The 26,027-nt window shown below is 71.8% G+C and carries 23 protein-coding genes; 4 read left to right on the top strand and 19 right to left on the bottom strand.

Annotation, left to right across the window (positions count from 1 at the left end; genetic code table 11):
• The first annotated feature begins 2 nt into the window (after positions 1-2).
• Both OG500_RS14575 and OG500_RS14570 read left to right on the top strand, forming a co-directional pair.
• Positions 3-1,214, top strand: coding sequence for a DUF445 domain-containing protein (locus OG500_RS14575; protein ID WP_327071562.1), 1,212 nt, complete (start codon positions 3-5; stop codon positions 1,212-1,214).
• 68 nt (positions 1,215-1,282) lie between these two features.
• Positions 1,283-2,323: an adenosine deaminase gene (locus OG500_RS14570; protein ID WP_327067108.1), complete on the top strand. Its 1,041-nt coding sequence runs from the start codon at positions 1,283-1,285 to the stop codon at positions 2,321-2,323.
• On the opposite strand, the gene OG500_RS14565 is transcribed toward OG500_RS14570, so the two are convergent.
• From OG500_RS14565 to OG500_RS14550, 4 genes are all read right to left on the bottom strand, one after another.
• Entirely contained in the window at positions 2,296-3,177 is an 882-nt protein-coding gene (locus tag OG500_RS14565) for a YidC/Oxa1 family membrane protein insertase (protein WP_327067107.1), read from the bottom strand. The two genes, OG500_RS14570 and OG500_RS14565, sit on opposite strands and share 28 nt — an antisense overlap.
• Positions 3,178-3,300: 123 nt before the next feature.
• Positions 3,301-3,597, bottom strand: a complete 297-nt coding sequence (locus OG500_RS14560) for a DUF6412 domain-containing protein (protein ID WP_327067106.1) — start codon at positions 3,595-3,597, stop codon at positions 3,301-3,303.
• A 124-nt stretch (positions 3,598-3,721) separates the two neighbouring features.
• Positions 3,722-4,792: a Gfo/Idh/MocA family oxidoreductase gene (locus tag OG500_RS14555; protein WP_329580483.1), complete on the bottom strand. Its 1,071-nt coding sequence runs from the start codon at positions 4,790-4,792 to the stop codon at positions 3,722-3,724.
• 90 nt (positions 4,793-4,882) lie between these two features.
• Complete coding sequence (locus tag OG500_RS14550; RefSeq protein ID WP_329580480.1) at positions 4,883-5,461, bottom strand: dTDP-4-dehydrorhamnose 3,5-epimerase family protein; 579 nt, start codon at positions 5,459-5,461, stop codon at positions 4,883-4,885.
• Between the two features lie 250 nt (positions 5,462-5,711).
• Here OG500_RS14550 and OG500_RS14545 point away from each other — a divergent pair, with 250 nt between their 5' ends.
• On the top strand, positions 5,712-6,716 hold the full coding sequence (locus tag OG500_RS14545) for an NAD-dependent epimerase/dehydratase family protein (RefSeq protein ID WP_329580476.1): 1,005 nt from the start codon (positions 5,712-5,714) through the stop codon (positions 6,714-6,716).
• Between the two features lie 16 nt (positions 6,717-6,732).
• On the opposite strand, the gene OG500_RS14540 is transcribed toward OG500_RS14545, so the two are convergent.
• Positions 6,733-7,950, bottom strand: coding sequence for a class I SAM-dependent methyltransferase (locus OG500_RS14540; RefSeq protein ID WP_329580473.1), 1,218 nt, complete (start codon positions 7,948-7,950; stop codon positions 6,733-6,735).
• A gap of 182 nt (positions 7,951-8,132) precedes the next feature.
• The gene (locus OG500_RS14535; protein ID WP_329580470.1) at positions 8,133-9,110 is read right to left on the bottom strand and encodes an NAD-dependent epimerase/dehydratase family protein; all 978 of its coding nucleotides are present in this window, start codon (positions 9,108-9,110) and stop codon (positions 8,133-8,135) included.
• 140 nt (positions 9,111-9,250) lie between these two features.
• On the opposite strand from OG500_RS14535, the gene OG500_RS14530 reads away from it, so the two are divergent.
• Positions 9,251-9,868 (top strand): dTDP-4-dehydrorhamnose 3,5-epimerase family protein, encoded by a 618-nt coding sequence (locus OG500_RS14530; RefSeq protein WP_329580467.1) that lies wholly within the window; start codon positions 9,251-9,253, stop codon positions 9,866-9,868.
• Positions 9,869-9,953: 85 nt separating this feature from the next.
• Here the strand turns inward: OG500_RS14530 and OG500_RS14525 are convergent, their stop codons facing one another.
• The 13 genes from OG500_RS14525 to OG500_RS14465 form a co-directional block, all read right to left on the bottom strand.
• Positions 9,954-11,642 carry an FAD-dependent oxidoreductase gene (locus OG500_RS14525; protein WP_329580464.1) on the bottom strand — a complete coding sequence of 563 codons (1,689 nt, stop codon included), beginning with the start codon at positions 11,640-11,642 and terminating at the stop codon, positions 9,954-9,956.
• Complete coding sequence (gene rfbB, locus OG500_RS14520; protein ID WP_329580461.1) at positions 11,639-12,619, bottom strand: dTDP-glucose 4,6-dehydratase; 981 nt, start codon at positions 12,617-12,619, stop codon at positions 11,639-11,641. The genes OG500_RS14525 and rfbB overlap by 4 nt, the downstream gene beginning before the upstream one ends.
• 43 nt (positions 12,620-12,662) lie before the next feature.
• Positions 12,663-13,565, bottom strand: coding sequence for a glucose-1-phosphate thymidylyltransferase RfbA (rfbA, locus tag OG500_RS14515; RefSeq protein WP_329580458.1), 903 nt, complete (start codon positions 13,563-13,565; stop codon positions 12,663-12,665).
• Positions 13,566-13,631: 66 nt separating this feature from the next.
• Positions 13,632-14,843 (bottom strand): nucleotide disphospho-sugar-binding domain-containing protein, encoded by a 1,212-nt coding sequence (locus tag OG500_RS14510; protein WP_329580455.1) that lies wholly within the window; start codon positions 14,841-14,843, stop codon positions 13,632-13,634.
• A 112-nt stretch (positions 14,844-14,955) separates the two neighbouring features.
• Positions 14,956-15,723, bottom strand: coding sequence for an alpha/beta fold hydrolase (locus OG500_RS14505; protein ID WP_329580452.1), 768 nt, complete (start codon positions 15,721-15,723; stop codon positions 14,956-14,958).
• 15 nt (positions 15,724-15,738) lie between these two features.
• The gene (locus OG500_RS14500; RefSeq protein WP_329580449.1) at positions 15,739-18,897 is read right to left on the bottom strand and encodes a non-ribosomal peptide synthetase; all 3,159 of its coding nucleotides are present in this window, start codon (positions 18,895-18,897) and stop codon (positions 15,739-15,741) included.
• Positions 18,884-19,330: a nuclear transport factor 2 family protein gene (locus OG500_RS14495; protein ID WP_329580445.1), complete on the bottom strand. Its 447-nt coding sequence runs from the start codon at positions 19,328-19,330 to the stop codon at positions 18,884-18,886. Before OG500_RS14495 ends, OG500_RS14500 begins: the two co-directional genes overlap by 14 nt.
• Before the next feature lie 26 nt (positions 19,331-19,356).
• Positions 19,357-20,400, bottom strand: coding sequence for a methyltransferase (locus OG500_RS14490; RefSeq protein ID WP_329580442.1), 1,044 nt, complete (start codon positions 20,398-20,400; stop codon positions 19,357-19,359).
• Positions 20,401-20,564: 164 nt separating this feature from the next.
• Entirely contained in the window at positions 20,565-21,344 is a 780-nt protein-coding gene (locus OG500_RS14485) for a cyclase family protein (protein WP_329580439.1), read from the bottom strand.
• Between the two features lie 6 nt (positions 21,345-21,350).
• The gene (locus OG500_RS14480; protein ID WP_329580438.1) at positions 21,351-22,604 is read right to left on the bottom strand and encodes an FAD-dependent monooxygenase; all 1,254 of its coding nucleotides are present in this window, start codon (positions 22,602-22,604) and stop codon (positions 21,351-21,353) included.
• A gap of 24 nt (positions 22,605-22,628) precedes the next feature.
• Positions 22,629-23,858 carry a beta-ketoacyl synthase N-terminal-like domain-containing protein gene (locus tag OG500_RS14475; RefSeq protein ID WP_329580436.1) on the bottom strand — a complete coding sequence of 410 codons (1,230 nt, stop codon included), beginning with the start codon at positions 23,856-23,858 and terminating at the stop codon, positions 22,629-22,631.
• On the bottom strand, positions 23,855-25,120 hold the full coding sequence (locus OG500_RS14470; RefSeq protein ID WP_329580434.1) for a beta-ketoacyl-[acyl-carrier-protein] synthase family protein: 1,266 nt from the start codon (positions 25,118-25,120) through the stop codon (positions 23,855-23,857). The genes OG500_RS14475 and OG500_RS14470 overlap by 4 nt, the downstream gene beginning before the upstream one ends.
• Positions 25,121-25,151: 31 nt before the next feature.
• Positions 25,152-25,883: a thioesterase II family protein gene (locus tag OG500_RS14465; RefSeq protein ID WP_329580432.1), complete on the bottom strand. Its 732-nt coding sequence runs from the start codon at positions 25,881-25,883 to the stop codon at positions 25,152-25,154.
• Positions 25,884-26,027: the final 144 nt, after the last annotated feature.

Here is a 26,027-nt window from a genome sequence, read left to right as displayed (position 1 = left end):
GGATGAAGGCGATCGCGACCGGGTTCCTGGCGGTGGCCTCCGTGGTCTACGCCCTGTCCACCTGGGCCGGCGCGGCCGGCTGGGGCAGCTGGACCGGTTACGTCTCGGCCGCCGCCGAGGCCGGCATGGTCGGCGCGCTGGCCGACTGGTTCGCCGTCACCGCGCTCTTCCGGCGTCCGTTCGGCCTGCCGATCCCGCACACCGCGATCATCCCGACCAAGAAGGACGCCTTCGGCCGTTCGCTGGGCCAGTTCGTCGGCGAGAACTTCCTCTCCGCGCAGGTGGTGCGCAGCCGGCTGGCCGCGCTCGGCGTCGCCCGTCGGCTTGGCGAGTGGCTGGCGGTGCCCGCCAACGCCGACCGGGTCACCACCGAGGCGTCGGCGGCGCTGCGCGGGGTGCTCGCGGTGCTGCGCGACGAGGACGTGCAGGCGGTGGTCGGCGAGGCGATCACCAGGCGGGCGGCGGCCACCCAGGTCGCCGAGCCGATCGGACGGCTGCTCGGCAAGGTGGTCGCCGACGGCGGCCACCACGGCGTGGTCGACCTGGTCGCCGTCCGGGCGCACGACTGGCTGAGCGAGCACCACCAGGACGTGGTCTCGAAGGTCGCCATAAAGTCGCCGGGCTGGACGCCCAGGTTCATCGACCACCAGGTCGGCGAGCGGGTCTACAAGGAGCTGATGCGGTTCGTCACGGCGATCCGGGACGACCCGCAGCACCCGGCCCGCGGCGCGATCGACACCTTCCTCGCCGACTTCGCGGTGGAGCTGCAGACCGATGCCGCCACCCAGGCCAGGGTCGAGCGGGCCAAGGCCGAGCTGCTGGCCCGCGACGAGGTGCAGGAGCTGATCGCCTCCTCCTGGAGCGCGGTGCGCACCCTGGTGCTGAACGCCGCCGAGGACGAGCAGAGCGAGCTGCGCCGCCGGATCCGCGCGGGGGTCGGCTCGTTCGGGCGGCGGCTGGCCACCGACGAGCGTCTGCAGGCCAAGACCGACGGCTGGCTGCAGGACGCGGCGCAGTACGTGGTGGAGACCTACCGGTCGGAGATCACCTCGCTGATCTCGGACACCGTGGCGGGCTGGGACGCCGCCGACGCCTCGCGCAAGATCGAGGCCAACGTGGGGCGTGACCTGCAGTTCATCCGGATCAACGGCACGGTGGTCGGGGCGCTGGCCGGTCTGCTGATCCACACCGTGGCCACCGCACTGGGCGGGTAGGCCGTGGCGCCGTCCGGCATGCCATGATGCGAAGTCTGTCCAGCCGGACGACCAAGGAGAAGATCAGCATGCCCCGAGGGACCGACGGGATCCAGGCGTTCATCGCCGGACTGCCCAAGGCGGAACTGCACGTGCACCACGTGGGTTCCGCCTCGCCGCGGGTGGTGGCCGAGCTGGCCGCCCGCTACGAGGGCCGCAGCCAGGTGCCGGCGGATCCCGAGGCGCTCGCGGAGTACTTCACCTTCACCGACTTCGCGCACTTCATCCAGGTCTACCTCTCGGTGGTCGACCTGGTCCGCGACGCCGAGGACGTGCGCACGCTCACCTACGGCGTGGCCCGGGACATGGCCCGCCAGCAGATCCGCTACGCGGAGCTGACCGTCACCCCGTACAGCTCGGTCCGCCGGGGCATCCCGGACGTGGCGTTCATGGAGGCCATCGAGGACGCCCGCACGTGCGCCGAGCGGGACTTCGGCGTGGTGCTGCGCTGGTGCTTCGACATCCCGGGCGAGGCGGGTCTGGCCTCGGCGGAGGAGACGGCGCGGCTGGCGCTCGAGGTCGGCGCCGAGGGGCTGGTCAGCTTCGGCCTCGGCGGGCCGGAGATCGGGGTGCCCAGGCCGCAGTTCAAGCCCTACTTCGACCGGGCCAGGGCGGCGGGCCTGCACAGCGTGCCGCACGCCGGGGAGTCCACCGGGCCGCAGACGGTCTGGGACGCGATCCGCGAGCTGGGCGCCGAGCGGATCGGGCACGGCACGCAGTCGTACCAGGACCCGGCGCTGATGGACTACCTGGGCGAGCACCGGATCCCGCTGGAGGTCTGCCCGACCTCCAACCTGGCGACCCGGGTGGTGGAGCGGCTGGAGGAGCACCCGATCAAGCGGTTCGTGGACGCGGGCCTGCTGGTCACCGTGAACAGCGACGACCCGCCGATGTTCGGCACCGACCTGAACACCGAGTACGCGGTCGCCGCGAACCTGCTCGGGCTGGACGAGGCGGGCGTGGCCGCCCTGGCCAAGAACGCGGTGGAGGCCTCGTTCCTGGACCGGAGCGGCAAGCAGCGGATCGCCGGCGAGATCGACGCCTACCTCGCGGGCTGGGACCGCCGCTGACGGGCCGGCCGGGCGGCGGTCTTCGCCGCCGGCCGGGGCGCGGGCAGGGCGGGCGCCTTGGCCCGGGCGGATCCCTTGACCGGGGCAGCTGCCTTGGTCCGGGCGGATCCCTTGGCCCGGACGACTGCCGTGGCCGGGGCGGATTCCTCGACCGGGGCGGCCGGCACGCCGGCCGCCCCGGTGCCGCGGTGCAGCAGGGCGCGCTCGGCGGCGGACCAGGCGCTGGTGGTCAGCAGGTAGAGCGCGGCGGCCAGCGGGACCAGGGCCGCGAACAGCACCGTGCCGAACGCGAGGTAGGGCGCGATCGCCGCGCCGGGAGCCTGCGGCGCGGCCTGGGCGGCGGCCCTGGCCCGGCGGAAGCCCACGTAGCCGACCGCGGCCAGCGCCGCGTAGAGCACGCCGAACACGGCGTACTGGCCCACCCCGTGCGCGGCGCCCAGGTGGGTGCCGAGCGGCACGCCGGCCAGCGTGTGCCCGAGCAGGTCGTTGTGGACGCCGTCGACGGTGGGCAGCGTGAAGAGGCGGTACATCACCGAGAAGAACGGGATCTGCACCAGCATCGGCAGGCAGCCCGCGAACGGTGAGGCCTGCTCCTCGCGGTACAGCTCGGCGAGCGCGGCCTGCAACTGCTCGGGACGGCCCTTGTGCTTCTTGTTGAGCTCGGCGACCCGCGGTGCCAGGCGGGTGCGGCTCTTCTCGCCGCGGGCCGCGGCCCGGGCCAGCGGGTGCAGTGCCAGGCGCACGCAGATGGTGAAGAGCACGATCGCGGCCGCGGCTGGCACGACGTGCGCGAAGGCGCCGACCACGGTGTGGGCGAGGCCGATGGCGGGATCGAAGATCGAGAAGATGGACATGCGGGGTGGGCCCTCCGGCGTCTGACGGGATGTGAGACGGCGGACGGCCGCGCAGCGCGCGGTGGTACGCGGGGGTGCCCGGACGTGGGTGCCGGACGGTGCCGGGAGGCTGGTCCCGGAAGGCTACGCGGCCGCCAGGGCCGCGCCCGGTGCCCTGGGCCGGCGGCGGCCCCGGGCGTCCGGATCGCGTTGCGGCAGGAAGGCGGTGCGCAGGGCGTGCCGCCGCAGGGTGCCGTCGCGCACCGCGTGCGGGGCGCGCGAGCCGAGCAGCCGGGCCAGCACGAACGTGGCCGAGAGCACACCGGCCAGCACCACCAGGGTGGCGGCCGTGGCCAGCGCGGTGAGGCCGCTGCTGCCACCGGGCAGCAGGTCGCCGGTCAGCAGCCGGAGCAGGCCGAGCAGCAGGACGAGCGGATGCACGACCGACCTCCTCGGGGCTGCGGCGGGGACGCGGGACACGACGCGGGACGCGGCGTGGGAATCAGACCTTCAGGCCGATGGTACGACAACCGGGGTCGGTCACCCAGGGTGTCGCCGGGGGCGTTCAGTGCAGCAGGACGGTGTTGCCGGTCGCGGCGCTCTGCCGGGCGGCCTCCAGCACGCCCAGCGTGGCGACCGCGTCCAGCGGGTCCACCGGGGGCGGGGTTCCGGTGGCCAGCGCATGGGCCAGGCCGGCGTAGAAGGCGGGGTAGTCGCCGGGGTCGGTGACCAGCTGCGTCGCGTGCTCGTCGGTGCCCAGGGTGCCGTGCCGGGCGGGGTCCTCGACGCCCCACGGCCGGCCGTCGCCCGGGCGCCGGCCGGCCCGCAGGTCCGCCTCCTGCGGGTCCAGGCCGTCCTTGACGTAGCCGGCACGGTCGCCGAGCACCCGCAGCCGGGGCCCGGCCAGGGGAGCGATCGCGCTGGTCCACAGGTGCGAGCGGACGCCGCCGGTGTGGCTGAGGGCGAGGAAGGCGTCGTCGTCGACCACCGCGCCGTCGCGCCGCACGTCGATCTCCGCGTAGACGCTGCCGACCGGCCCGAACAGGGTCAGCGCCTGGTCCACCAGGTGGCTGCCCAGGTCGTAGAGGGTGCCGCCGGCCTCGGCCGGGTCGGCCAGCTCGCGCCAGCCGGCCTTCGGCTTGGGCCGGAACCGCTCGAAGCGGGACTCGAAGCGGTGCACCCGGCCCAGCGCGCCGGCCTCGATCAGCCGCCGGGCGGTGCGGAAGTCGTTGTCCCAGCGCCGGTTCTGGAAGACGGTCAGCAGCGTGCCGCGGGCCTCGGCGAAGCCGCACAGCGCGCGGGCCTCCTCGGCGGTGGTGGCCAGCGGCTTGTCCACCACGGTGGCCAGGCCCACGGTCAGTGCCGCCCGGGCCAGCGGCAGGTGGGTGCGGTTCGGGGTGGCGACGACCGCGACGTCGTACTCGCCGGCCTCGGCGAACAGCTGCTCGGGGGTGTCCAGCGCGCGGGCGCCCGGGTGCTCCGCGGCCAGCCGGGCGCGGCGCTCGGGGTTGGCCGTGACCACCGTGGAGAGGCTCAGGCCCGGGGTGGTGGCGATCAGCGGGGCGTGGAAGGCGGCGCCGGCCAGACCGTAGCCGATCAGGGCGACGCGGTACGGGGCGGGGGAAGCGGCGGTCATGCTCCTCACTCCATCACGCGGGCCCGGGTCCGGTGGGCGGGACGCGCTGCCGCGGCGTGGACGGACCGGCGGGACACCCTTGCGGTCCGGTCAGGGGCGTGGTGGCGTGTAGCGGGGAAGTCGGCCGAGCTGGCGCGCTTGCGCGAGGGTCGGGGCCTGAGCGTCGCGCTCGGACAGGTTGGGTTCCAGGCCGGTGGGCCAGGGCAGGGCCAGGTCAGGGTCGAAGGGGTGGATGGTGCGCTCGCGCTCGGCGGCGTACGGGGCCGAGCACAGATAGAGAACCGTGGCCTGTTCGGTCAGCGCGGTGAACGCGTGGCCGAGGCCCTCGGTGAGGTAGAGGGCCCGCCAGTGGCCGGGGCCCAGACGCAGCGAGTCCCACTGGCCGAAGGTGGGTGAGCCCGTGCGGATGTCCACCGTGAAGTCGAGGATCTCGCCGGACACGCAGGTGACGTACCGGGCTTGGCCTGGGGGCGTCTCGACGTAGTGGACGCCCCGGACGACGCCGCGGCGAGAGATCGAGACGGCGGCCAGCGCGACCGGCAGCGGTGTGCCCAGGGCCTCGGCGAAGGCTCCCTGCGCATACCATTCGGCGAAGGTGCCCCGCTCGTCGTGGTGCGGGTCGAGCTCGATCTCCCAGGCGCCGGGCACCGTGAGCTGACGTGTCTTCATGACTCCTCCGGGCCGGGGGCGGAGATCCCCGGCCACCCGACCATGGCAGAGCGGAGCACACCGTGGCCAGAGCCGGCGGGCCTGCCTCGGTCCACCGTCGAGCGGTAGTCGAAGAGGACTCGAGCGGGCGTCGACCGAGGATCGAGCGGGGCTCGTCACTCCGCTGACAGAACTGGCGGTGGGCCGGACCGCCCGCGACTCGGTGAGCCGTGGACGCCTCCCGTTGGCCGGCCCGGAGAGGATGAGGACGATGCTTCCCACCAGGCCGCTCGTCGTGGTGCTCGGTGCGTCCGGCTACATCGGATCGGCGGTCGCGGCGGAGCTCGCCCGGCGGCCGGTCCAGCTGCGGTTGGTGGGGCGGCGGCCCTGCCTCGTCCCGCAGCCGGGTGCTGCGGCGGTCGAGGTCCGCACGGCCGACCTGGCGGCACCCGGTGCGGTGGCCCGGGCCGTGGCGGACGCCGACATCGTGGTCCACCTGGTCGCGCACATCGCCGAAGGGGTGAACTGGAGGGCGGCGGAGGGTGATCAGGTCGCCGAGCGGATCAACGTGGGCCTGGCGCACGAGGTGGTCCGAGCGCTGCGGGCGAGCCGTCGGCTCGAACGGCGCCCGCCGGTGCTGATCTTCGCCGGCTCGGCCTCCCAGGTGGGCCGGCCCGGGCGGATCGACGGCAGCGAACCGGACGAGCCGGTGACCACCTACGCTCGACAGAAGCTGGACGCCGAACGGGCGTTGAAGGCCGCCACCGCCGAGGGCGTCCTGCGGGGCATCTCGCTGCGGTTGCCCACCGTGTACGGCTGCGCCCCGGGCGTGGAGGGGCGCGGCGTCGTCACCACGATGGCGACGATGGCCCTGGCCGGCCGGCCGCTCACGATGTGGGGTGCGGGAGCGGTGGAGCGCGATCTGGTCCACGTGACCGATGCCGCGCGCGCCTTCGCCGCCTGCCTGGACCACGTGGACGCGCTGGCCGGGAGGCACTGGCTGGTCGGAACCGGGGAACCGGTGACGGTCGCCGATCTCTTCACCGCCATCGCCGGCAGTGTGTCCGGGCGGACCGGGCTGCCGCCGGTGCCCGTGCTGTCGGTCCAGCCGCCGGAGACGGCGACGGCGGCGGATTTCCGCGGCACTGTCGTCGACTCCTCGGCGTTCCGGGCGGTCACCGGCTGGCAGCCGCGGCTGTCACTGCGAGAGGCACTGGACGAGCTGGTGGCGGCTCTCGGGGAGCCGGTGACCGAGGGTCCGGCCTCCGGTCGGTAGCCGTGGGCGGGGTTGGTCAGCGGATGTGGACCTTGGGGACGTAGAGGATCCACTGGCCGCCCTGGCTCTGGAAGCGGCTCTCCTTGTGCATGATCTCCTGCGCGTGGTTCCAGGCGAACAACAGCGCGTAGTCGGGGTAGTCCTGGGCGAACTCCTCCGGGGAGCGCACCGGGATGTGCGTGCCGGGGCTGAGCAGGCCCTGCTTGGTGGGCGAGTTGTCACAGATGTAGGAGACCAGGTCGGGGCCGATGCCGCAGAAGTTGGTGACGGTGGCGCTCTTCGCGGTGGCGCCGTAGCCCGCGACGCTCTTGCCCTGCTCACGGCAGCGCAGCAGCAGGTCGCGCAGACTGTCGCGCAGCTGATGGATGTTGGCGGCGAAGCGGTCCAGGGTCCGCTGCTCGGCGATTCCGGTGAGGCGCTCGCGCTCCAGGTACCGGGCGACCGCGGGGCTCGGCGTACGGGCGCCGGGGCGTGCCACGGTGTAGCGGATCTCGCCGCCGTGCACGGTCAGGTACTCCACGTCGACCAGTTCGAAGCCGTACTGGGCGGCCATCGCCTGCACGGAGCGCACGGTGAAGAAGTAGTAGTGCTCGTCGTAGATCTGGTCGAACGAGGTCTTCTCGACGATGTCGGCCAGGTACGGATCCTCGAAGACGAAGATTCCGTCGGCGGAGAGCAGCACGTCGACGCCGCGGAAGATCGAGTCGACGTAGTCGACGTGCGAGAAGGTGTTGGCGGCGTAGATCACCTTGGCCGGGCCCTGTGCGGCGAAGATCTCGGTCGCCGTGGACTCTTCGAAGAAGGCGTTGCGCACCTCGATGCCCTTGGCGGCGGCGGCCTCGGCCACCCTCGTGGAGGGCTCCACGCCGAGGTGACGCACCCCCGCCCGGGCGACGGTCTCCAGCATGATGCCGTCGTTGCTGCCGAACTCGACGATGAAGGAGCCGGGATCCTTGAGCTCGTTGTCCAGGAAGTGCTGGGCGACGCCCTGGAAGTGGGCCTGCATCGCGGTCGAGCCCGACGCCAGGTACGGGTAGTCGGTGTGGAACATGCGCTCGCGCGGGATGCCTTCGACCAGTTGCATCATCGTGCAGGTCGCGCACATCGCGACCGCCAGCCGGTAGAAGAACTCGTTGGCGAGGTCCTTCGGGGCCACGAACGCGTCAGCCACCGGCTGGCGTCCGAAGTCGAAGGCCTCGCGAAGCGTACCGCCGCAGATGCGGCAGCTGGGCATGGCAGACATGGTATGTTCCTCAGCTCTTGTCGAAGACGCAACGTCCTGGGCCAGGCAGCGCCGCACGTCGGCGCGTTCCGAGAGGTCCTGCACGGTTTTGGGTATCGGGGCACCGTCCGTTCTGGCCGAGATCATCGCTGGCGGGGTTCGACAATCGCTTGAGGTTGGGCAGGACGCCGCTGTCAGCCGGCCGTCTCCAGCAGGTCGCGCAGCGACTGCTTCAGCGGCCAACGCGGATACCAGTGCAGCAGGCGGCGGGCACGGGTGATGTCGACCTGTTGCCACTGCGCGCCGGCGCGTTCACCGGGCGCCTCGTGCTCCTCGATCACCGAGGCGTCCAGCCCGCTGAGGGCGATCAACTGGTCGACCAGCCGGCGCACGCTGACCGCTCGACCGCAGCCGATGTTGACGATCCGTCCGCCCGCCGGCTCGTCGAACGCGGCCGTGGCGCAGGCGACCACCGCGGCGCCCACGTCGCGCACGTCGACGAAGTCCCGCCGCGCGCGCAGGGGGGACAGCCGCAGCGCCGGCATCGGCTGCTGACCGTGGTGCCGGGCGACGGCGATCAGGTGCGCGGCGATCAAGCCGAGCAGGCTGCCGCGCGGCGCGTGCGGGCCGAAGACGTTGGCGATCCGCAGCACCACGCCGTCCAGCCGCTGCTCCCTGGTGGCTTGCAGGACGGCCTCGGTGGCGAGCAGCTTGGAACGCCCGTAGGGGTTCGCCGGGTGGGGCGGATGGTCCTCGGCCAGGGCGGCGCCGGGAGCGCCGACGCCGTACTCGTGGACCGAGCCGAGGTGGATCAGCCGGGGCCGGCGGTCCAGCCGGGACACCGCGTCGACCAGGTTCCGGGTGAGCTCGACGTTGCCCTGGAACAGCTGCTCCTGCGTCACCCCCCAGACCGCGCCCGCCGCGTTGACAACGGTGTCGGCCCGATGCTCGCGCAGCAGCGCGGCCACTTTCTCCGGCGGGGCGCTGCTCAGGTCGAGCGGCACGGTGGGGGGCGCCGTGCCCGGCGCCGGTACCGACCTGGCGACCCCCAGGACACGAGCTCCCCGGTCCGTGAAGGCCTCACAGACGTGCCGGCCCACGAAACCGCCGGAACCCAGCACCACAACCGAGAGACGGTCGTTCTGGGACACTCTCCGCACCTCCCCGTGCATGTACCCGCGGCCGGTTCCGCGTCCTCATCCCGAACCAGGGAATCGTGACCGAAGCAGCTTGAGAACGGATCGACGGGGAAGGGGGCCGATGGTGGTGCGCGCTACCGGCATTCGATCGGCGCCCCCTACAGTCCGGCGTCATGGGTATTCATGAGATGGCCGTGCTCGATGCCTACCGCGTGACTCCGCAACTGATCGTCGACGAACGCGGCAGCTTCCACGAGTCCTACAAGTACCAGGAGCTCGCCCACGCCACCGGTCATGCCTTCCGCCCGTTGCAGGTCAACTACTCGGTCTCGTCGCGCAACACGCTGCGCGGGATCCACGGTGTGGTCATCCCGCCGGGACAGGCCAAGCTGGTGAGTTGCGTGCGGGGCAAGCTGCTGGACGTGGTGGTGGACCTGCGGCTGGGGTCGCCGACCTTTGGCCGGCACGACACCACGGTGCTCGACGCGAGGGAGGGGACGGCGGTCTTCATCGCTGAGGGCCTCGCGCACGGCTTCGTGGCGCTCACCGCCGACGCTTGCATCAGCTATCTCTGCTCCACCGAGTTCGTCCCCGGCACGCAGTTCGACATCAACCCCTTCGACCCGGAGCTGGCACTGCCCTGGGACACCGCGCTCACCGGCGCGCCGTTGCTCTCCGCGAAGGACGAACAGGCACCGACCGTGGCGCAGGCTGCGGAGCGGGGGCTGCTGGCGCGCTACGACGAGTGCCGTGCGCTGTACCGGCGGCTGCGGCTCGACGCGGTTCGGTAGGGCCGGACCGGCGGCACGCGGCGGCCGGCCGGGTCCGCACCATCAGGTGCGGACCCGGCCGGCCAGGTCGTGCGCGGTCGGCGGGTCAGCGCTCCAGGGCCGCTGCCTCGGGCACCGCCGAGGGGCGTGGTCCCACCGCCCGCAGGGCGGCCATGGCCGTCCCGGGGCCCTGGCCGGCGAGCCGGGTGCCACGCGCCGCCACGTACCCGTCGGGCCGGATCAGTACCCAGGCGCCGGTGACGGCGCCAAGGTCGGTGCGCAGGTGGTTGCCGGGGTCGGGCAGCGGCCCGAGCCGGCTGTCGTCGTCGGTGTTCCCGCTCGCGGACCCGACGGTACGCACCCGTAGGAAGCCCGCGTACTCGTCGGCGAGCGAGCGCAGGAGACGCCCGCCCTGGTCGCCCTGGTCGCCGGGGGAGACGAAGGCGAGCAGGCTCCAGTGCGGCTCGCGCAACTCCGCCACGAGTTGTCGCCAGCCGGCGGAGCCGTCCAGCCGCGCTGCGGTGACCTTGGCCGCCCGTTCCCCACAGTCCGTCCCGGCCGTGGCCGCGAGGGTCAGCGGGCTGGCGGCGTAGGAGAGGTCGAGCGCTGACATACCGCCCATGATCTTGCGTTGGATCTTGGACTTGAGCGGCGGCACGGACCGGACCACGGTGAACATCGTGCGCAGCCCGGCCGCCGCGTAGCGGTTGCGCAGCTGCACCAGGACGGTGGCCATCCGGGTCGACTTGAGCAGGGCGGCACCCACCGGGACGCGCTCAGCGCTGTAGCTGTCCAGCAGTGACTCGTCGGCCCCGCCGCGGATGACGTCCGCGAGCTTCCAGGCGAGGTTGACGGCATCCTGGACGCCGGTGTTCATGCCCTGGCCGGACGCCGGGCTGTGCACGTGAGCGGCGTCCCCGGCCACGAAGCAGCGGCCCGAGCGCATGTTCGGGATCATTCGCTGCTGGATGGTGAACACCGAGACCCAGCTGGGTGGGTGGACCTTGACCGCGCGGCCGCAGCCGGCCTCGATCTTCCGGGCGAAGCGCTCGGCCAGCGCCTGTTCGTCCGGGTAGTCGATCTCCGCGGTGTCCAGCAGCCGCCACTTGCCCGGCTGCGGGAAGGGGACCATCATCACCGTGCCGGTCGAGGTACGCAGCCAGTGGATGCTGTCGCGGGGCAGGTCGCAGTCGATGACCGCGTCGGCGATCAGCCAGGTGTCGGTGCTGGTGCCGGTCAGCTGCAGGCCCAGTTGCTTCCGGACCGTGCTGTGGCCGCCATCGCAGCCCACCAGCCACTGCGCGGTGACCTGCTCGGCATTGCCACCCGGGTGCCGCAGCACCGCCGTGACCTCCTCGCCGTGGTCCTCGAACTCCTCCAGCCTGACGCCCCATTCGACAGTGACGCCGTGCCGGGCGGCGGCCGCGCGCAGCACCTCCTCCGTGATCGCCTGGTCGACCATCAGGGTGAAGGGGAAGCGGGTGGGCAGCCGACTGTAGTCGGTATCGAAGCGCACCAGCCGTCGGCCGTTCTGGTGCAGGGTGAAGTGCTCCACCCGTTGTCCGCGTGGCAGCAGGTCGTCCAACACACCCATCTGGTCGTAGACCTCAAGGGTCCGGGCATGGGTGGCCAGGGCCCGGCTGGTGGTCGCCGGGCCGTCGGCGGCGTCGACGAGCCGTACCCGGATCCCGCGCCGGGCCAGCTCGTGTGCGGTAACCAGGCCGACCGGGCCCGCCCCCACCACGAGCACCTGGGGGTGCGCGGCCATGGTGTCGGCTGTCGGCTCGGCCGTCATCGCCGGGCCGCCTGCGGCAGCAGGGGCTTCCACCAGCCCGGGTTGTCCCGGTACCAGGCCGTGGTCGCCGCCAGCCCGTCCTCGAAGGAGATCTGCGGGCAGTAGCCCAGCTCCTCGCGGATCTTGCTGTCGTCCAGCGAGTACCGCAGGTCGTGGCCCTTGCGGTCGGCCACCGGCTCGACGCTGCTCCAATCGGCCCCGAACAGGTCCAGCAGGAGCTCGGTGAGTTGCCGGTTCGACTGCTCGCTGCCACCGCCGATGTTGTACGTCTCGCCGGCCCGGCCCTGGGTGAGCACCAGCTGGACCGCTCGGCAGTGGTCATCCACGTGCAGCCACTCGCGGACGTTCCGACCGTCCCCGTACAGCGGCAGCCGACCGCCTTCCAGCAAGCTGGTGGTGAACCGCGGGATCAGCTTCTCCGGGTGCTGGTGCGGACCGTAGTTGTTGCTGCACCGGGTGATCGACATGTCCAGGCCGTGGCTGCTCCAGTAGGCGCGAGCGATCAGGTCGGAGGCCGCCTTCGAAGCCGCATAGGGGGAGTTGGGCAGCAGTGGGCTCTGCTCGGTCCAGGATCCCTGGTCGATGGAGCCGTACACCTCGTCGGTGGAGACGTGTACCACCCGCTGGACCTTCGCGGCCACGCAGGCGTCCAGCAGGGTCTGCGTCCCGGCGACGTTGGTGCGCACGAACTCGGCGGCGGAGTGCAACGACCGGTCGACGTGCGACTCGGCGGCGAAGTGCACGACGGCGTCGTGTCCCGGCAGGACCTCCAGCAGCAGGGCGGGATCGCAGATGTCCCCCGTCACGAAGGTCAGCCGGGGATGACTCGCCGGCAGGTTGGCGCGGTTGCCGGCGTAGGTGATCTTGTCGATCACCGTGACCTCGGCCGTCTCGTAGCCGTCGTAGCCGCCGTCGAGGAGCGTGCGGACGTAGTGGGAGCCGATGAACCCGGCCGCTCCCGTGACCAGGACTCTCATCCTGCCGGTCCTTCCCATGTGGTTGTGAGCACGAATGATGGCGTCAAGGGGACACCGCGGTGGGGATGCGCTGAAGTCCGGTGGCCGCCGCGGTGGCCATGACGTACTGGCCGTAGCCGGAGTTGCCGAGCGCCTCGCCCAGTCGGTAGCACGCGTCGACGTCGATGAAGCCCATCCGCAGGGCCACCTCCTCCAGACAGGCGATCCGGATGCCCTGGCGGTGCTCAAGGGTCTGGATGTACTGGCCCGCGTCCATCAACGAGTCGTGGGTTCCGGTGTCCAGCCAGGCGAAACCGCGGCCCAGATTGACGAGTTGGGCACTACCCGCTTCGAGGTAGCGCAGGTTGATGTCGGTGATCTCCAACTCGCCGCGGGCGGACGGGCGCAGCCCGCGGGCGATCTCCACGACCTGGGAGTCGTAGAAGTACAGGCCCGTGATGGCCAGGTTCGACCTGGGGACCACGGGCTTCTCCTCGATGGAGACGAGTCGGCCCTCGGCGTCCAGCTCGCCGATCCCGTACCGCTGCGGATCGGCCACCGGGTGGCCGAACAGGACACAGCCGTTGGTCAATGATGTGTGCGCGTGCAGGAGTTCGGAGAACCGGTTGCCGTGGAAGATGTTGTCGCCCAGCACCAGAGCGCACGACTCGCCCGCGAGGAAGTCGGCACCGAGCAGGAACGCCTCGGCGATGCCTCGGGGCTCCTGCTGCTCGGCGTACTGGATGTCCAGGCCGAGCGTGGAGCCGTCGCCGAGCAGCCGCTGGAACAGCGGCAGATCCCGGGGTGCGGAGATGAGGAGGATCTCCCGGATGCCCGCCAGCATGAGGACGGACAGCGGGTAGTACACCATGGGTTTGTCGTAGACCGGCAGTAGTTGCTTGGAGATGCCTCGGGTGATCGGGTGAAGCCTGCTCCCGCTCCCGCCGGCGAGGATGATGCCACGCATGACCAGGTGCCTCCTTTGGGTACCGATGCCGCAGTGTGGTTCCGAGACTCGCCCGGCCGCGTCGAATCAGTTCGGAGCGCTGGTGGAGCGTGCCGACGCGACCTCGGCAAGGACCTCGACGACGGTGGCGGGGGTGGGCATCCGAGCGATCTCGGCAGCGATGCCGGCCGCCTTCTCCCGCAGGTCCGGGTCGTCGACGACAGCCAGTGTGGCCGCAGTGACCGCCTCGACGTCGGCCTCCGCGTCGGTGCGCACCAGCAGCCCGGCCCCGGCCGCCGCCACCTGGGTCCCCCACTGGCGATGCATGGGGTGGTGGGCCAGCACCAGCTGCGGGACGCCCAGCGCAAGGCTGGTGGTGCCGGTGCCGGTGCCGCCGTGGTGGATCACAGCGGCGCAGGTCGGCAGCAGGACGTTGAGCGGGAAGGACTCCATCACCCGGATGCCGTCCGGCAGTTGGCGCACTGCCGGGTGGTCCGCGTTCTTCACTGCCAGGACCACCTCGCAGCCGCGGCGCAGCAGGGTGTCGACCACCGTCTGCTGGACCGTGTCGTTCCACAGCGACCCGTCGTCGACCGAGATCCCGCTGGTCAGGCAGACGCGGGGGCCGCGCTGCTCACGCCACAGCCAGTCGGGGACCACCCCGGGGCCGCTGTAGGGCGTGTACCGGATGTCGATCCGTTCGATCGGCAGCGGTGAGCGCATGCTCGGCACGGTCGGATCGATCCACACCGGGGCGGCGCTCGGGATCTTGGCGCCGAACTTCTCGAAGAGCGGGGCGAAGTAGGGGTGGATGTGCTCGTCGGCGACGTCGAAGATGCCGTCGCCGGTGGCGCCCCAGATCTGACCGAACGAGGGCACGCCGGCCACCTCGGCGGCGACGATGCCCACCAGTGCTCCGGTGTCGTGCACGACCAGGGACGGACGCCAGGCCCGGACCAGCGCCACCGCGTCGTCCGCCATGCCCTCGGCGATCGCGACCATCTTGCGGCCGCCCGCGATCAGCATCTCGGTCTCGTTCGGTACGAACACGCTGCCGCCCTCCGCGGCGACGCGGCGGCCGACCTGGGCGAAGAGCTCGTCCTTGACCTGTTGGCTCAGCGCGGCGATGCGCTCCTCATCGCCGAGCGCCACCGCCGGCAGTCCGGCTCGGGTGACCTGGTCGACGCAGTACGACCTGGTCGCCACCAGGACCTCGTGGCCCGCTAGTTGGGCCGCCCAGGCGAGCGGTATCTGCCACTGCACATGTGACGGCCCCTGAGCTATGAACAGAAAGCGCATGGCGACTCCTCCAAGGAGAGTGCTTGACAAGGGTGGTGTGCGGGAACGAGGCCGACGCGTCCCGGACGCGTCGGCCTCGTTCCCGCGTGGGGGAGTGGCCGGCCTCGGGGACTCAGCTCAGCGGGAAGACCAGCATCTGCTGTTCCTCGCGCAGGAAGTCGAGCAGCATCAGGTTCACGAGTTCCGGTTTCTCCAGCGGTAGGGCGTGCGAGGCGCCTGGCACGACCGCGAGTTGGGCATCGGGAAGCGTGCGGGTCATGGCGAGGCTGTGCTCCACCGTGGTGCCGTCGTGGTCGCCCTGCATGACCAGCGTGGGTGTGGTGACCTCGGACAGGTCTTCGAGCTGGAGCAGCGGGCCCGCCTGCCACATCCGCATCAACTTCTCCAGCACGACGGGGAAGTGTGCCGGACCGTCCGGCGACAGCGCCGCGTAGGGTCCGTAGAACATCTGGGTGAGCACATCGCGGTTGGCGTCACTCACCAGCTCCAGGGTGGCTTCGGTGGCACCGTCCATGGTGACGCCGGCTCCGATCAGCACCTGCCTGGAGACCAGGTCCGGCCGACGCAGCGTGAGGTGAATGGCCACGATCCCGCCGTCGCTCCAGCCGACCACGCGGACCGGGCCCAGGCCCAGTTCCTCGATGAACGCGGCCGTGTCGTCGGCCATCAGGGGGAAGGAGATGGGCCCGTCCACATCGGGGGTCCGGCCGTGGCCGCGCCGCTCCGGGACGTAGACCCGGTAGTGCTGAGCGAGCACGGGCAGTTGTGCGTACCAGCTGTCCGCGGTGACGCCGCCGCCGTGCAGGAGCAGCAATGGTTCGCCCTCGCCCTGTACCTCGTAGTACGTCCGCAAGCCCCGCACGGTCACGTACGAACCCATTTCCAGCTCCCTCTCTCAGTCCTGAACCACCAGGGCCAGCTCGCGTAGAGCCGCCGCATCAATCTTGCCGTTGTCCGTCATCGGGAAGTCGTCCACGACGGCCCACCAGGCGGGTACGGCATAGCTGGGCAGCTCCTCGGCGGCGAACCGGCGCAGGTCCGCGACCGAGGGCGCCTCCTGCCGCGGAGTGACGGCGGCGAGGATGCGGCGCGAGTCGGCCGAGTCGCCGACTGTCAGGACGAGCGCGTCCCGCACGGCGGGATGGTCCAGCAACCGCCCCCGGATCGCGTCGAGTTCGATCCGGAAGCCGCGGACCTTCACCTGGTGGTCGCGGCGGCCCAGGAACCGCAGCCGCCCCTGGCCGTCCCAGCGGACGATGTCGCCGGTGCGGTACAGGCGGCCGCTGTCCAGCGGGCCGGCCGCGAGGAAGGCCCGTCGGGTCTGTTCCTCGTCCCCGAAGTAGTCCACCGCGAGACCGGGGCCGCCCACGTACAACTCGCCGATGCCGCCGGGCGGCACCAGCCGACCGTCCTCGTCGAGCACCAGCACGTGGTTTCCGGCCAGCGGTCGCCCGATCGGCAGTGGGGCGCTGATCTCACACACGTCGTCGAGATGGTGGGCGGTGGTGAGCGAGGTGTTCTCGGTCGGGCCGTAGGCGTCGGTGACCCGCAGCCCGGGGAAGCGTTCGAGCAGGGCCCGGACGTGTTCGACCGGGACGACCTCACCGCCGGTCATCACCTGCCGGACCGTGGCGAAGGCCGACGGGCGGTGTTCGGCCACCAGCCGGAAGAGTCCGGTGGTGAGGAACGCGATCGTCACGGCCTGCTGGTTGAGGAAGTCGGCGAGCTCGGCCGCCCCCAACGGTCCCTCGGGACAGACCTCGATGCTGCTGCCCGCCGCGAGCGGGACGAACAGCTCCAGGGTGGCGGCGTCGAAGGACAGCGGAGCCAGCCGCAGGAACCGGTCGTCCGGTCCGGTCTTCCAGCAGTCCGGGTCCATCGTCAGACGGACCACAGCACGGTGTGTGGCCCGCACCGCCTTCGGCAGTCCGGTCGACCCGGAGGTGAAGGTCAGGTAGGCCACCCGGTCGGGGTCGGCCGGGGCCGGATCGGGCACTGGCCCGGCCATGTCGTGGGGGCCCGCCGGGGGTACCAGCGGGCAGCCGGCGGCGGCCGCCAGTTCGCGCGCTCGTTCGTCGGAACCGATCACCGCCTTGGGAGCGCACAGCCGTAGCAGGCGGTGGGTGACGTTCTCGGGGTAGCCGGGGTTCAGTGAGGTGAAGGCGGCGCCCAGACGCAACGTCCCCAGGACGGCGGTGACTTCGTCGGCCGACCGGGGCACGGCCAGCACCACCTGGTCCCCGGCGCCGACACCTGCGGCGGCCAGCGCCGCTGACTGGGCCTCGGCGGCGCTGCGCAGCCGGGCGTAGCTGAGTGTGGTGCCGCTACCGCTGTCCCGGACGGCCACCCGGTCGGCGTGAGCGTCGACGCTGCGCTCGAATAGTTGCCACAGGCCCTGCTCGGCATCGACCTCGATGCCCGCGCCCAACTCCAGCACCCGCTGCCGCTGGCGCTCCGAGAGCCCGCGCACGGCGGACAGCAGGCCGTCCGGCTGCGCTGCCATCTCGGTGAGCGTGCTGCGGAACGACTCGGCCAGCTCTGCGGCTTCGAGCGGTGAGAAGGCCGAGGTCGCGTACTCTAGGGCCAGCCGGGGCAGGTCACCCCAGCGCTGGACGTACAGGGAGAGGTCCAACGCGGCGCCGCTGCAGTGGCCCTGATGGGAGATCAGTTCAAGGTTTGCGGTGCGCAGCCGGTGCGGGACGAAGTCGTGCTGACCGGAGAAGGCCGCTTGGACCAGCGGAACGCGGCTGGTCTCGGGCATGCCGCCCAGCCTGGAGACCAGGTCTCCGAACGGCACGTCCACCGCTGCCACCGCTTCGGCCAATGAACTCGAGGTGGCTCGCAGGTAGTCGATCGCGTTGGCGTCGTCGGCGATCCGGACGCCGACCGGGATCAGCACGGCGCACGGTCCCATGGTGCGCCGGATCTCGGCGTTCGCCCGGCGGGCCGCGGCGGTGCCCAGGATCAGCTCGGACACTGCGGCCCGGCGGGCGAGGGTCAGGGCCCAGGTGGCGAAGAGGACCACGGTCTTCGTCACTCCGGCGGCGGCGGCCAGTTGCTCGCAGGCGGCGCGCTCCGCGTCCGTCAGCTCGAAGCAGAGGCGCTCTCCCCGCAGGTCGAAGACTTCGGGACGGACGAGATCGCTCGGTACCTCCAGCACCTTGGGGAAGTCGGCCAGCTGGGCGACCCGCCGGTCGCGCTGCGCGGCCAGGTCGGTCGCCGATCGCCGGCCGGCCTGCTCGAGGACGACTTCGGAGGACAGTGTGGTGGGTTCCTCGACGTCCTGTCCCGCGAGCAGGGTGTCGTACAGGGCGGCGAGCTCGCGCCACATCATGCCGATGCCCCAGCCGTCGATCAGCGAGGCATGGTGGACGAAGGACAGCAGATGCCGCTCCTCGCCCAGGTCGGTGAGGACGAAGGTGTACGGTGGCCGGCCGAAAGTGTCGATGAACTGGCGGCTGGTGGAACCGAGTTGGGCGTGCACGGCGTCGACCGCGTCTGTGCCGCCCGGTGCCTTGACCCGCTGGCGTACCAGCGGCGGCCGCCAGGCCGCCAGGATCCGGCGGTGGAAGCCGCCGCCCTGTGCCACGAAGACCGTGCGCAGGGCGTCGTGTCGGTCGACCAGGAGCTGCAGTGCCCTGTCCAGCACCGCCACGTCCAACGGACCCACGAACTCGAGGCTCAGCAGCATGTGCAGGGAGGTTCCCCCGGCGTACTGCTGCATCATCAGCATGGTGTCCTGCCCTGGAAGGACAGGCCGCAGGCCGGAACCGGCACTCGGCGGCGCGTCCTGCGCGGCGGCCGCGGCGGCCGCGGCGGCGACGGGTGCGGCGGCCGCGAGGACCTCGGCCAGCGGGGCCAGGCTGAGCAGCTCGCCCAGATCGACGATCAGCCCGAGCTGGTCTGCGGCCTGTGCGACGAGGGACGCCGCACTGAGCGAGTTGCCGCCGAGTTCGACGAAGGAACGGTTCCCGATCAGCTCGCGCCAGCTGGCGGCCGGGGCGGCGCCCACGGCCGCGCAGGCGAGGGAGTCCAGTACGTCAGGCGATGTCATCACGGGTGACCTTCCGGTCCAGCACGAGCAGGGAGCCGTCCTCGCCGCGCACCAGGCGGTCCTCGCAGACGGTGCTGCGGTGCAGCACGGACGCACCGCCCAACTGGGTCTGGATGACCAGCGCGTACGACCGAGCGGAAACGCTGCCATCCGGCTGCGCCGTCACGGTCAGCATCCCCAGCCAGTGCCGGTGCACCAGCCCTTCGGCGGCCAGCCGGTCGCCGGCGGCCTTCGCGGCTGCGGCGATGGCCGCCCGGCCCTTGGCGGGCGCGGGCAGCCCATTGGCGTCGAACACCCCGTCCGGGGCGAAGGTGGCGGCCCACTCGTCGCAGCTGCGGCGATCGAGTAGCTGCATCTGCCGGGCGTAGTAGTGCTCGACCTCGGTGTGCAGGTCGGCGTCGGTCGCGGTGGCGGGGTGCGCGGAGGTGGTCATGATGTGTCCTTCGGTCGGGGGACGGCTCAGGCGGCGACGGCTTCGATGATGTTGTCGTTGGGCAGGTACGGGACCTTGAGCACGTTGGTGATCCGCAGGCCGGCGCCGGCGCAGAGGCTGGTGTACTCGGCAAGGGTGCGCTCGCCGTGACTGAGCGTCATCAGCTCGATGTCGCTGAGCGCGGCGTACTGGAACGCCGAAGGATCGTCCACGGGCCCCGGCTCGGGGAGCAGGGTAGCCACGATGAGGACCTTTCCGTCGGCGGCCATGGCCTGGCGGCAGTTGCCGAGGATGCGGACGCAGTCGGCGTCGCCCCATTCGTGCAGGACATTCTTCAGCAGGTAGATGTCGCCGCCGGCCGGAGCCGTGGCCAGGAAGTCACCGCTCTCACCGGTGCAACGGTCCGCGACACCCAGGCGCTCGGCGGTGGCGGGCAACTGCTCCAGTGCCTCGGGACTGTCGAACACCACGCCGTGCGCCTGCGGGTGGGCTGCGAGCAGCGAACCGAGCAGGGTGCCGGTGCCGCCGCCGACGTCCACGATGCGACGGCTCGCGCTCCAGTCGTAGGCCATCTGAAGCAGCGGCGCGAGCATGGCGGTGCCCCAGGGAAGGCCGTGGTGGTAGCTCTGCGCGAAGTCCGGGTCCTTGGCGAAGTACTCGAAGAAGCCCGCATCGGTGACCTTGGTGAAGGCTGGGCCGCCCGTGCGAATGGACTCCTCCAGGGCGCCGAACGCCTGCCACACCAGCGGTTCACCGAAGAACGCCACCAGGCCGCGGGCTTCGCCCGGGGCGTCCTCGCGCAGCTCCGCGCCGGTCTCGGTGAGGGCGAATCGCTGCCCGTCCTCGGTGTACCGCAGCAGACCGAACGCGACCAACGCGCGCAGCAGCCGGTGCAGATTGGCCTCGTCCGCGCCCAGCACAGTGGCGAGTTCGGCGGTGGACCGGGGTGTGTCCCCGATCGCGTCGGGCACGCCCAGGCGAACCGCCGTGGTGTGCACCTGGAAGGCGAGGAGCTGGAAGATGAGCGGGGCGAACGCGGTCGCCGCACCGCCCGGGGGAGTCTGGGACATGCTTCCTCCGAGTGTCTGTTCAAGGTTCGCGGCACTGGCCCGGTCGGCCTCGCACCCCGTGTGCCCGGTCCGCACAGCGACCACCCTGGTCGGTCCGCTTCGCACGCGGTTCAAGGACAGATCGTGGTTCGCGCCCGCACGTGTCCGGCTGCGTCGGGTTGCGGTCAGTCCTCGATCAGGGCGACCGCCCGGGTCCAGCCGGCCCCGGCCCCGGCCAGCTTCACCGGCAGGCAGGACAGGCGGAACCCGTGGGCCGTCGGCAAGGCGTCGAGGTTGTGCAACCGCTCGATCTGGCAGTACTCGCGGCGGCGGCCGGCGAAGTGGGCGGGCCACAGCACGCCGCGGTCCCCGGTTTCGTGGTAGCGCCTGATCATGTCGCCGAACGGGGCGTCGAGGCTGAAGGCGTCCGTGCCGATGACCTTCACCCCGAGGTCGAGCAGATAGTCCACGGCGGCGCCCGTGAGCCCGGTGAAGTCGGTGAAGTAGCGCTGGGTGCCCGCGTAGTGCCAGGCGCCGGTGTGGAGCAGCACGATGTCCAGCGGCCCGGGCCGGTGGCCGGCCCGGGCGATGGCCTTCTCGAGAACCGGCACATCGGCCGCCCCGGTGGGCTCCGCCCGCAGGTCCAGGACGACGGCCGGCCGCAGGAACCAGTCCAGTGGCAGCTGGTCGATGGTCCTGGGCTCGCCGTACTCGGTCACGGCGGCCGAACCGTAGTGGGCCGGGGCGTCCACGTGGGTCCCGGTGTGGCTGGTGAGCGTGAAGGTGTCCAGCGACAGCAACTCACCGCCCGGCAGGGCGGCCGGGTCGAAGTCGATGCCGAAGTGCGCCTTCATCTCCTCGGCCATGTGCCGGGCGCCCTCGGCGGGCGTGAGGATCGTGTGGACTACCGGGTCGGGCTCCCAAGCCGATGCGTCGACCGGGCTGGACAAATCGATCATGCGCATCGGGTTTCAGGCCCTCGCCTTCGTGTGGTGGTCGGATTCGAACAGGTCGGTGCGTACCTGGACCGGGGTCCGCCCGTGGGCGATCCGGCGGGTGAGGAACCCGCCCAGAGCGGTCCGCGAGATCAGCCGGGCGAGCACCGGACGGACCGTGTCGGCCACTGGGTTCGGCCGGCCGAGCATGGCCTTGGACTGCGTGACCTGGAAGCGGAAGACGGCGTCGATGTCGGGGGCGCGCAGTGTGGTGAAGCGGTCCAGCGCCCGGGGGTCCACCGCCCCTTCGCAGAGCGCGTCGAGCAGCACGGGATGCAGCACGGCCGCGTCCTGGAGCGCCAGGTTGATGCCCTGGGCGCCGAGCGGGCTGTGGGTGTGCGCGGCGTCGCCGATGAGGACCAGTCCGTCGCGCACCCACTGCCCGGCCCGGCCCGCGAAGACGTCGAGCAGGGTCAGGTCCGACAGCTCGGTGATCTGTTCCTCGATCAGGTCGGCGTACTCCGGCAGGGCGGTGGAAAGCTCCCGCTTGACCGCGAGGATGCCGCGAGCGGCGACCGCGGACCAGCTGCCGTGCGGCACGGTCCAGCCGATCTGCAGGTGGTCCGGGTACGAGCCGTAGACCAGCATGGCCTGTCCCGAGCGCCGGTGGACCCGCACCCGGTCGACGGTCACGCCGGGGGCGTGCACCTTGAACCAGACGACGTCCTGGTCGAAGACGTCCATCCGCCCGGGGTCGATGCCGGCCAGCCGCCGGGCCTTGGAATACCGTCCGTCGGCACCGACCACCACCCGCGCCCGAACGGTGCGGCGTTCACCCGCGCCGCCCACCGCCACAGCGCCGGCGAACCGGTTGCCCTCGCGCGGCAGTTCGGCCAACCGGTAGCCGCCCCAGTACGTGAAGGCAGGGTGGCGGCGGCAGGCGGACAGCAGTTCCTCGAGCACGTGCCGCTGCCCCACGGCCAACAGGTGGTCGTAGGGCGGACCGAGCCGGCGGTAGTCGATGTCCAGCAGGGTCTTGGCGCCATCGAGGAGCTGGAAGCCATGATGGGCGCGGGAACCGCGCTCGCTCGCGGCGGACAGCACGCCCAGTGCGTCGAGCACCGCCATGCCGCCGGGTTGCAGGATCTCGCCGCGGAACTCGCGGTCGAAGCCGGAGGCGCGTTCGATCAGGGTGACCCGCACTCCGGAGCGCAGCAGGAGCAGGGACAGCGCGAGACCGGCCGGGCCCGCGCCAACGACGCACACGTCCGTCGGATGATGGTCGGTCATGGAGAACTCCAGTCGCAGGGGTGATCAGCCGGCTGAGCTGACGACGCACGCCGAGTGGAAGCCCCCGCGTTCGCGCGCGAGCACCAGAAGGTGGCGCAGCTCGGCCGGCCTCGGAGTGCCGGTCACCAGGTCCAGGGTGTGCTCGGGCGCGGGCGTGGTGTGGATGGTCGGCGGCACCACCTGGTCGCGCAGCGCGCACATGGCCGCCGCGAGGTCGAGCGCCGCACCGCCCGCCGCGAGCCGCCCGGTCATCGTCTTGGGCGCGGTCACCGGTACCCCGTACGGTCCGAACAACTCGCGGATGGCGTCCGCCTCGGCGCGGTCCGCCTCCGGCATGCCCGCGGCGTCCGCGAAAACCGCGTCCACCTCGGCTGCGCTGATCCCCGCGTCGGTCAAGGCCGCTTCGGCTGCCCGCCGCAGGCCGCCCTGGTCGCCGGTGGGGTCGAAGGCCGCCCCGCAGCCGGTCACCGCGCCGTAGACGGTGGCGCCCCGGTCCCGGGCCGTCGCCGCGTCCTCCAGGACCAGCAGGGCCCCGCCCTCGCCGGCCACGTAGCCACCGGCGCCGCCGGCGAACGGACGGTAGGCGGCGGCCGGACGGTCGTCAGGGCTGAGCCCGCCGCCGGCCAGTCGAGCCGTCCACCCCCAGGGACACAGGGCAGAGTCGATGCCGCCGCTGATCATCAGGCGGGTGCCCCGGCGCAGGTGGCGGCGGGCCTGGGCCATCGCGTCCAGGCCGCCGGCGTCCCCGCTCACCACCACCGCGCTGGGACCGCGGAACTGGTGCCGGATAGAGATCTGGCCACTGTTCACGGCGTAGAACCAGGCGAAGGACTGGTAGACGCTGACGTATTCGCTGCCCTGGCTCCACAGCGCCTGCAACTCGCGTTGTCCGAACTCGAATCCGCCCGCAGAGCTCGCTGTCACCACCCCGGCCGCGTAGTCGGGCAGCGTGCTGGGGTCGACCCGGGCGTCGGCGAGTGCCTCGGCCGCCGCGTAGAGGGCCAGCCGGGTCATCCGGTCGGTCTGCGGCAGTAGTCGGCCCGGTATGTGCGCGGCGTCGTCGAATCCGGGCACCTCGCCGGCCAGTTTGGCGGGATAACTGTCCGTGTCGAACTGGGTGAGCGGGCGGATCCCGCTGCGGCCTTCCCGGACGGATTCCCACCAGGCTTTGGTGCCCAGGCCGTTGGGGGCGGCGACCCCGATGCCGGTGACCACGGCGGTGCCGGTCGCCGGCCGGGCGGTCGAGGTGGTCATGGGAGGTCCTTCCTGGGGGCGGTGAGCACCATCGCGCTCTGGAACCCGCCGAACCCGCTGCCGACGGTCAGCACGGTGTCGATCTGCTGGCTGCGGGCCACCAGCGGGGTGTAGTCCAGGTCGCACTCGGGGTCCGGCTCGTGCAGGTTGGCCGTTGGGGGGATCAGGCTGTTCTCGATGGCGAGCGCACAGGCGGCGATCTCCAGCGCGCCGATCGCTCCGAGCGAGTGCCCGATCATTGACTTGATGGAGCTCACCGGTACGCGGTAGGCGTGGTCGCCGAAGCTGCGCTTGAAGGCCGCGGTCTCGTGGCGGTCGTTCTGCTTGGTGCCGGAGCCGTGGGCGTTGATGTAGCCCACGGCCGTCGGGTCGATCCGGGCCTCCAGCAACGCCTGGGAGATCGCCTCGGCCATCTCCCGGCCGTCCGGCCGCAGGCCGGTCATGTGGAAGGCGTTGGACCTGTTGGCGAAGCCGGCGATCTCCGCATAGGCGTGAGCGCCGCGCCGGCGGGCGTGTTCCAGTTCCTCCAGCACGAACACGGCAGCCCCCTCGCCGAGCACGAAGCCGTTGCGGCTGCGGTCGAAGGGGCGTGAGGCGGACTGCGGCTCGTCGTTGCGCGGCGAGGTGGCGCGGATCGCGTCGAAGCAGGCGAGTGTGATCGGGGAAATGGGAGCCTCGGTCGCACCCGCGATCATGACGTCGGCGGAGCCCTCGCGGATCAGCTCCACGGCATGGCCCACCGAGTCCAGGCCGGAGGTGCAGCCCGTGGATACCATCGTGGCGGGGCCCAGCGCGCCGACCCGCCGGGCCACCTCAGCGGCCATGGAGCTGGGCACGAAGTAGTCGTAGAGCCAGGGGACCGCGCGGGTGTGGTCCACCTCCCAGTGCCGGCCGGACTCACTGACCACGGCGTATTCGCGGTCGAGGCCGGTGGTGCAGCCCACCGCGCTGCCCAGCGTCACGCCGGTGCGCAGCGGGTCGAGCTCCCCGGCCAACCCGCTGGTGTCGAGCGCCTCGTCGGCTGCGACCAGCGCGAACTGCACAGCCCGGTCGAGCCGCTGGATCTCCTCACCGCTGAATCCGTGGGCGGCCGGCGCGAAGTCACACTCGGCCGCGATGCGCGAACGGAACCCGGAGGCGTCGAACAGCGAGATGGGCCGGGTGGCGGTGCGGCCCTCGCTGAGCAGCGACCAGAACTCCTTGACACCTGTTCCGCCGGGCGCGACCACGCCCATCCCGGTGATAACGACCCGCCTGTTCATGATGCGGTCTCCAAGCTGATCTCTCCTGCGGTCAGGCCGTACCGGGTGCGATTCGCACGGCACGGGTGGTGGACTCCGGAGCACGGGTGACGGCCGCCAGGGCATCCATCAGGAGACCGGGGAGAGCCGTCTCCCGCACGAAGTAGTGGTCGCCCGGGATGGTGCGCTGGGTAAAGGCGGCGGTGGTCCAGCGAGACCACCCCGCCATCGTGTCGGGGCCGGCCAGCTCGTCCCGGGTGCCGCTCAGCGCGAGCAGCGGCACGTCGGCCGGCCGCTCGGCGGCCAGCCGCAGCGCCCGGGCCAAGGCCAGGTCGTCGCGCAGCAGCGGCAGGATCCGGGTCTGCAGCACCTCGACGGGTAGCGCTCGCGCGCCGGAGTGGCCGAGCAGCCGCAGCAGTTGGTGCTCGCTGGGCAGGGCGTCGTCGATGACCGGCACACGCATGTCCGGGGGTGGGGAGGCCCCCACGACGAGCAGTTGGGGTGGGGTAGGTGCGAACCGCTGCCACTGGTCCGCGACATGGTGGGCTACCAGCGCGCCCAGACTGTGCCCGTACAGTGCGTACGGCACAGGTGGACGGCTGTCGAAGACATTGCGCACCTCACGGTGCAGGTCGGTCAGTTCGGTGATGCGTGGTTCGTGGATCCGGGCGTCGCGCCCGGGGAGCAGGACCGGGACCACTTCGAACGAGGGCCCCAGCAGCCGGGGCCAGGGTGCGAACGATGTCGTGCCCGCGCCGGCATGGTGAAAGCAGTACAGCCGCATGCGAGGATCATGCAGGTCATCGATCGAGTGCCGTTCGAAAGGTGGTGGCCGCTGGGCCTGGTTCCCCGGGGCAATCCAAGGCCGTGGGCCTCGGGCATGGAAATGGCGCTGTTCGGCCGTGCCGAGGATCCGTCAGGGAGTTGA

The sequence above is a fragment of the Kitasatospora sp. NBC_01250 genome, assembly GCF_036226465.1.
Classification (GTDB): domain Bacteria; phylum Actinomycetota; class Actinomycetes; order Streptomycetales; family Streptomycetaceae; genus Kitasatospora.
Note: the sequence above shows the minus strand (reverse complement) of the source record. Positions and strands in the feature narration are given on the sequence as shown.

What these genes read in the sequence shown, in the direction of transcription:
- OG500_RS14555 (WP_329580483.1), bottom strand. Translation starts at nt 4,792, where the DNA reads ATGACCGCCGCTTCCCCCGCCCCGTACCGCGTCGCCCTGATCGGCTAC.
- OG500_RS14570 (WP_327067108.1), top strand. Translation starts at nt 1,283, where the DNA reads ATGCCCCGAGGGACCGACGGGATCCAGGCGTTCATCGCCGGACTGCCC.
- OG500_RS14540 (WP_329580473.1), bottom strand. Translation starts at nt 7,950, where the DNA reads ATGCCCAGCTGCCGCATCTGCGGCGGTACGCTTCGCGAGGCCTTCGAC.
- OG500_RS14495 (WP_329580445.1), bottom strand. Translation starts at nt 19,330, where the DNA reads ATGACCACCTCCGCGCACCCCGCCACCGCGACCGACGCCGACCTGCAC.
- rfbA (WP_329580458.1), bottom strand. Translation starts at nt 13,565, where the DNA reads ATGCGTGGCATCATCCTCGCCGGCGGGAGCGGGAGCAGGCTTCACCCG.
- rfbB (WP_329580461.1), bottom strand. Translation starts at nt 12,619, where the DNA reads ATGAGAGTCCTGGTCACGGGAGCGGCCGGGTTCATCGGCTCCCACTAC.
- OG500_RS14500 (WP_329580449.1), bottom strand. Translation starts at nt 18,897, where the DNA reads ATGACATCGCCTGACGTACTGGACTCCCTCGCCTGCGCGGCCGTGGGC.
- OG500_RS14575 (WP_327071562.1), top strand. Translation starts at nt 3, where the DNA reads ATGAAGGCGATCGCGACCGGGTTCCTGGCGGTGGCCTCCGTGGTCTAC.
- OG500_RS14470 (WP_329580434.1), bottom strand. Translation starts at nt 25,120, where the DNA reads ATGAACAGGCGGGTCGTTATCACCGGGATGGGCGTGGTCGCGCCCGGC.
- OG500_RS14475 (WP_329580436.1), bottom strand. Translation starts at nt 23,858, where the DNA reads ATGACCACCTCGACCGCCCGGCCGGCGACCGGCACCGCCGTGGTCACC.
- OG500_RS14530 (WP_329580467.1), top strand. Translation starts at nt 9,251, where the DNA reads ATGGGTATTCATGAGATGGCCGTGCTCGATGCCTACCGCGTGACTCCG.
- OG500_RS14485 (WP_329580439.1), bottom strand. Translation starts at nt 21,344, where the DNA reads ATGCGCATGATCGATTTGTCCAGCCCGGTCGACGCATCGGCTTGGGAG.
- OG500_RS14490 (WP_329580442.1), bottom strand. Translation starts at nt 20,400, where the DNA reads ATGTCCCAGACTCCCCCGGGCGGTGCGGCGACCGCGTTCGCCCCGCTC.
- OG500_RS14480 (WP_329580438.1), bottom strand. Translation starts at nt 22,604, where the DNA reads ATGACCGACCATCATCCGACGGACGTGTGCGTCGTTGGCGCGGGCCCG.
- OG500_RS14465 (WP_329580432.1), bottom strand. Translation starts at nt 25,883, where the DNA reads ATGCGGCTGTACTGCTTTCACCATGCCGGCGCGGGCACGACATCGTTC.
- OG500_RS14505 (WP_329580452.1), bottom strand. Translation starts at nt 15,723, where the DNA reads ATGGGTTCGTACGTGACCGTGCGGGGCTTGCGGACGTACTACGAGGTA.
- OG500_RS14550 (WP_329580480.1), bottom strand. Translation starts at nt 5,461, where the DNA reads ATGAAGACACGTCAGCTCACGGTGCCCGGCGCCTGGGAGATCGAGCTC.
- OG500_RS14510 (WP_329580455.1), bottom strand. Translation starts at nt 14,843, where the DNA reads ATGCGCTTTCTGTTCATAGCTCAGGGGCCGTCACATGTGCAGTGGCAG.
- OG500_RS14545 (WP_329580476.1), top strand. Translation starts at nt 5,712, where the DNA reads ATGCTTCCCACCAGGCCGCTCGTCGTGGTGCTCGGTGCGTCCGGCTAC.
- OG500_RS14535 (WP_329580470.1), bottom strand. Translation starts at nt 9,110, where the DNA reads ATGCACGGGGAGGTGCGGAGAGTGTCCCAGAACGACCGTCTCTCGGTT.
- OG500_RS14525 (WP_329580464.1), bottom strand. Translation starts at nt 11,642, where the DNA reads ATGACGGCCGAGCCGACAGCCGACACCATGGCCGCGCACCCCCAGGTG.
- OG500_RS14565 (WP_327067107.1), bottom strand. Translation starts at nt 3,177, where the DNA reads ATGTCCATCTTCTCGATCTTCGATCCCGCCATCGGCCTCGCCCACACC.